The sequence below is a fragment of the Alteromonas sp. BZK5 genome (assembly GCF_014349115.1).
GTDB lineage: Bacteria > Pseudomonadota > Gammaproteobacteria > Enterobacterales > Alteromonadaceae > Alteromonas > Alteromonas macleodii.
Genome location: NZ_JACSOE010000142.1, coordinates 1 through 5539, shown reverse-complemented (window position 1 = coordinate 5539; position 5539 = coordinate 1). Strand labels below are relative to the sequence as shown.

Below are 5539 nucleotides of genomic sequence, written 5' to 3'. Positions count from 1 at the left end.
ATTTGCCTCTAACTCGCCACACGACGATACCGCTTATTACCGCAAGTCGATTTACCACCCGTTTCCGGTCCCCACAATGGACACACGCATTGTTACGAACGCACTTCCCGCCATCATCGACAAAATATTTAAGCCAGGCATATGCTTTTACCGTTGCGGCGTAGGGATTGTAGAAATCATACCTGCAGCAAACTATCAAGCCGACCTTTTTAGCATAAACGAAGACAACCCAAAGCTGATGAACGTACTTGACGCTGTCAATGATAGGTACGGCAAAAGTACGCTTCAAGTTGCTTCAAAAGGCTTTGACAAAAAACATGAGATGAAACGTCTGTTTCTCACTAAACGCGCAACGACACGTTGGAGTGATGTGCCACAAATCAAATGCTGATGGCGATAACATTTAAGAAAAATAAGAAACGCGTTCGACACTCAGTTGGAGTGTTTTAAAATATACTGCAGTAGACGGTTGGCGCCACCTTGGGCGTTAACCGTCTCTTTTTTCCTTAATAATTCTATTGGCATAACAGTCGTTATGTATGAGTGCAACTCTCTAAGGCTATAGTATAGCTGATTATTGACCACTGTTGCTTCACAGTAAGCGTTTAGTGTGGCCTTAAATTTGTCCTTGACTGGGTGCCACTCGTCACTTTCACCCGTTTCAAATATAACTTCGCTTTTGTCAGGCCCATACAGTCGTGAGTATAAACTTCTGTCGGTTTTGTTCTTGCAATCAAACAATGACTCAAATTCAATTTCTGCAAACCTGCTGACCGCATTGTTTTTATAGCTAATTACTCTGGCGCCGCCCTTGTACCTGAGATAATTCTCTTCTTTTACCAGCGAGACAGGATCAAACAGGTCAATTTGTACCGTTAAGCCATCATCTGCATGTGACATTCCAATGATTGCTTTGCCACCCAACAAGGGGGCCTCTTCGAACAAGCTGAAAAAACCAGCTTCGTTGTTCAACTCACGAGAGATAGCTTCTATAGAAAGACCAAACCCCATGCTAGTTTCATCCCTATGCCTGGATGTTATTATTCCAATTAAATCCCCGCTTTTAGAAAATAACGCCCCGCCACTAGAGCCAGGTGAGACAGCAGCCGTGTGCTGTATTATATTTCCGCGAATAGAAGATATAATTCCATCAGTTATCGACTGGTTAAACCCAACAGGGTTACTTATTACATAAACATCCTGACCTACTTCAACATCAAAAGAAATTTTGAATGATTTTAATGGAAGGTCTTTACCGTTAGTGTCAATAATGACTAAGGCAAAATCTTGACTTCTACTTAACTCAGCAGATACAACATTATATTTTTCATCCCCAATGAGGACGATTGCTTCACTCCCACCTTTGACTACGTGAGCGTTAGTCATAAACATATTGTCTGTTGCGTATATCGCTGTACCTCTCATCACCTCACCATCCAAGTCGTTTTTAACAACTATCTCAGCAATGTTATTTTTATAGTCTTTGTATATAGTTATTGCATCTTGCGCACTGACGAAATTAAGAAGGAGCAGATGAAAGAAAAAAAGTATGCCAAGCAAAGTGGTTTGTCGTGTACTCATATGATCAATAACTCCGTTTATATCCATGTTCATTCACACTAAAATGAAAGGCTTCACTTAAGTGGTGTATGTACTTTCTCAAAATTTGTTTCCAAATTAGTAATACGCTTTTTTGCCAGCTATTTTTGTTGGTTGCTAATCATTAAGGTATAACTCAGCCATACCGTCTAACTGACTTTTTACTTGTTTCCAGTTGGGCATCACCTGTGTAAGCAAACGCCAAAATTTCTCACTGTGATTGTGTTCAGCGATATGACACAGCTCGTGCAAAACAACATAGTCAATGCACTCTTTTGGCGCTTTGATAAGGTGCGGGTTAAACAACAAACTGCCGCTTGCCGAGCAACTGCCCCACTGCTTTTTCATCTCCATGATTCGAAATGACGGCGTTTCTTTTACCCACGGTGTTTTTGTCACCATTTGCGAAATTCGCTCAGACAACACCTGTTGAGACTTATCCGCGTACCAGCGTTTAAGTAAACCTTTCACTTTAGCCTGCCGAGACATTTCTGCGTCATACAACGCAGCGCTGACCGTCACCTGAAGCTTTCCTCGATAGAGCTTGATGTCCGAACGCTGCGTTTCACTGGGGCTCACTTTCAACACATAGCGACGCCCAAGGTAAAACTGAGTCTCACCACTGACATATTGTCTTGGCAACACCATGGACTGTTGTTCGGCAAACTGCTGTAGATTGTCCCAAATCCAACGGGCACGTTTTGTCACGATTTGATGAATATCATCATTCGAGGCGTCATGAGGCGCTGTCGCTACAACCCGAAGGTCTGGGTGGACTTTTAAGGTGACCTTTCTGTGAGGCGACGTAGAGTCCGTCGGTGACTTGCGCCTGATAATGTCGTATTCAATACGCTCATCACCGTAATGCAATACAGCATTTTCATTGTTGTGGCTGCCTATACGGGCTGCGAGGTGCTTTTGTGTCACGGTATCACTCTTTAGATAACCCAGTACGTGTTATGCGTATTATTTCCTCAACCATTAACGTGGCATCTTCTAGTCCCACTTCATGAAATAAAAGCGGAAGCGTTTTATTGTGTATTGCGTTTTCAATTTCCGACGGCGTAATAGAAAACTCTGCCACTGCGTCTTTAACAATGTTATCAATGTCAAAGGCCAGCGCAACACGGGTGTCTTCATCAAGGTGAGGCTTATCGTTAAGTGTATCGCCTAAGACATGGGCAAAGAGACCGTAATACGCTTGTGCATGGCGATTACGTTTACCTGTTTCATCCACAAAGCGGTCTGGAATGTCAGCGACCTTGCGTTGTGCTACATCGTTTTCCAGCTCAGCAAACATCAAATATTGTTTGACGGGGGAATCAAACATCGCTCGCGCGTCCTCAATGGCTTGCTTTAACAGTTTCGAGAAGTGGGCCTGTGCATAAGGGTCGTCAGCGAGATCATCTTGTATCATCTTTGTCACGCGCCCGGTGATTTTATCCGTCTGATTTCGCGCTTCATCGTCGGACATTTTTTCGGGTTCGCGGGTCTTACCCATTTCGCCAATAAGATATACGCCATCCGATTCCGTGATCTCAACACCTGAAATGTGTCTGTCTAGAAGTTGCCTGATATCTTCGGCATATGCATCATAATTGACCGTTTCTTCTGAGAGCTCTTTGACCTTTTGACGTATCTCGACAAACGCTTTCAAATCGCGCTTGTATAGGTCACGGGTTTTATCAAACGACTTATCGTCAAAGTATGACGCCGATTGTAATGCGACTTTCATGCAATTGGAGAATGCAGTGAGTGCGGCGTAGAAATCTTGGCGCTTTTTTAAGTTAGTGTCAGTCAGTTGGCCATCAATATCTTCAATTTTGGGTGACAATGCCTGACTCAGTGCAGCAGGCTGTTGTTTGTTTTTGACACCATCAAATATCGCCCAGACGTCGCTGTGTAATGTGGGGAGTTTTTTATACTCGGTTTCCATTGAGCTATAGAGCCCTTGGATATCTTCAATGTCAAAGCCGCCTTGGGTACGCTCAGCGAGGTCTTGATACTTTTCAATGGTGGTATCCAATTCTTTGAGGATGCCGCGATAGTCGATGAGGTAGCCAAAGTCTTTGTCTTGATACAGGCGGTTCACTCGTGCAATGGCTTGGATGAGATTGTGCTCTTTTAAGGGCTTATCTATATACAGCACCGTATTTTTAGGCTCGTCAAAGCCCGTCAGGAGCTTATCCACCACAATCATGATGTCTGGACCGTCTACATGACTGTAATCTTCTATGATGGCTTTGGTGTAGGCTTTTTCATCCATCTTACCGATGTTGTCCTTCCACCAGTTTTGCACGATGTCTTTGCTTTCTTGGTCAACCGCTTCATGACCTTCGCGGGTATCCGGTGGAGACATGGCCACAACGGACGTCACCCGCCCCAACTTATCTAATGCTTTTTTATAGCGTATGGCTGATGCTTTGGAGTCACAGGCAAGCTGCCCCTTCAATCCTTTGTATTTAAAGTTCTGGAAGTGCTCAGAAATGTCGTAAGCAATCAGGCGAATGCGGTCTTCGGTTTGGTATACCTGTCCTTTTTGTGAAAACTTCTTCTTTAAATCCGCTATTTGCTTATCGGATAGCGTTTTGGTGCTTCGTTCGAACCAGGCATCAATGGCTTTATCCTGCACGGCTAATTCAGGGATGCGTTCTTCATACAATAAGGGCGTGACAGTTTTATCCTCTACCGCTTGCTGCATGGTATAAGAGTGAATGATTTTACCGAATTTGTTCTCTGTTTTATCGTCTTTCAGTAATGGTGTGCCAGTGAAGGCGACAAACGCGGCATTAGGCAGGGTTTGCTGCATGCGGATATTGTTTTCGCCGTTCTGACTGCGGTGACCTTCATCCACCAGCACAAGGATGTTCGGGCTATCATTGAAGCATTCTTCGTGCTTAATGGCAGAGCCGAATTTGTTGATAATGGAGAAGATAACGCGTTCATTGCCTTGTCCGATTTGCTGCGCAAGTCGTTTGCCTGATGTCGCCATGGCATCTTTTTTATCTCTGTCAGTTAACACGCCACCAGAGGCAAATGTACGACTCAGTTGGTCTTCCAAGTCCACACGGTCTGTAACAATAATTACGCGACATTGCGCAAGGGCTTCAAGCCATATCAGTGCTTTAGATAAAAACACCATGGTAAATGACTTACCACTGCCCGTAGTGTGCCAAATCACACCGCCTTCACGAGAGCCGGACTTATCAAACGAACTAATACGCTCTATCAATGCTTTGATACCAAATACCTGCTGGTACCGCGCCACAATCTTCCCCGCTTTTTTATCGAAAAGCGTGAACAGGCGACTCATTTCAAGCAGACGGTCTGGCCGTAATAGGCTGACAAGCAGTCGGTCTTGGTCCGTTACCGCGAGCTCACCTGCATTCAATAAGGACAAGAATTCAGCTTTTACGTGTGCTGGGCGATGGTTAAGCAGTAAATCGAGCTTATCTTGAGTAAGCGGTTTATTGATGAGGGCGCTAAATTCAGTCTCGGTTATCAGTTCTTCTTTCCACTTTGCCCAGAACTTTTCTTTCGTCCCGGTGGTGCCATACAAGCCATCATACCCATTAATGGATAGCAGCAATTGGCTGTACGCGAATAAATGTGGAATTTCATCGTGCCCCTGATTGCGTAAATGCTGTGAGATACCGGCTGAGGTGGTGAGCTGTCCTGTCTTTGCATCATTAGGGCGCTTAGCCTCAATTACCGCAAGCGGTAAACCATTTACAAAGCATACGATGTCGGGAATGCGTCGCCCTGTTGCTGGCGCCGTTTGCACCACATACTCTTCCGTGAAGTGAAATGCGTTTTCTGTGAGCGTATTCCAATCAATTAACCCCGAATTCAACTGCGAAGTGCGACACTCGTCAATATCAAGCAGCCAATGCCATTTCTTTAAATACAATCGCTGGCTGCTTGAAGCCTAAACACTTTC

Annotated in this window: 4 protein-coding genes; 1 reads left to right on the top strand and 3 read right to left on the bottom strand. The window is 44.6% G+C overall.

The features are described from left to right. A partial coding sequence (locus tag BIZ39_RS20135; RefSeq protein WP_187447870.1) for a DUF4113 domain-containing protein occupies nt 1-391 on the top strand: 391 nt, incomplete at its 5' end. Between the two features lie 41 nt (nt 392-432). Here the strand turns inward: BIZ39_RS20135 and BIZ39_RS20130 are convergent. The 3 genes from BIZ39_RS20130 to BIZ39_RS20120 form a co-directional block, all read right to left on the bottom strand. Next, a complete protein-coding gene (locus tag BIZ39_RS20130) occupies nt 433-1581 on the bottom strand; it encodes a S1C family serine protease (RefSeq protein WP_187447869.1) in 1149 nt (382 codons plus the stop codon). Between the two features lie 135 nt (nt 1582-1716). Then, nucleotides 1717-2526: a M48 family metallopeptidase gene (locus BIZ39_RS20125; RefSeq protein WP_187447868.1), complete on the bottom strand. Its 810-nt coding sequence runs from the start codon at nt 2524-2526 to the stop codon at nt 1717-1719. Nucleotides 2527-2530: 4 nt separating this feature from the next. Beyond that, nucleotides 2531-5509 (bottom strand): type I restriction endonuclease subunit R, encoded by a 2979-nt coding sequence (locus BIZ39_RS20120; protein WP_187447867.1) that lies wholly within the window; start codon nt 5507-5509, stop codon nt 2531-2533. Nucleotides 5510-5539: the final 30 nt, after the last annotated feature.

What these genes read in the sequence shown, in the direction of transcription:
- BIZ39_RS20130 (WP_187447869.1), bottom strand. Translation starts at nt 1,581, where the DNA reads ATGAGTACACGACAAACCACTTTGCTTGGCATACTTTTTTTCTTTCAT.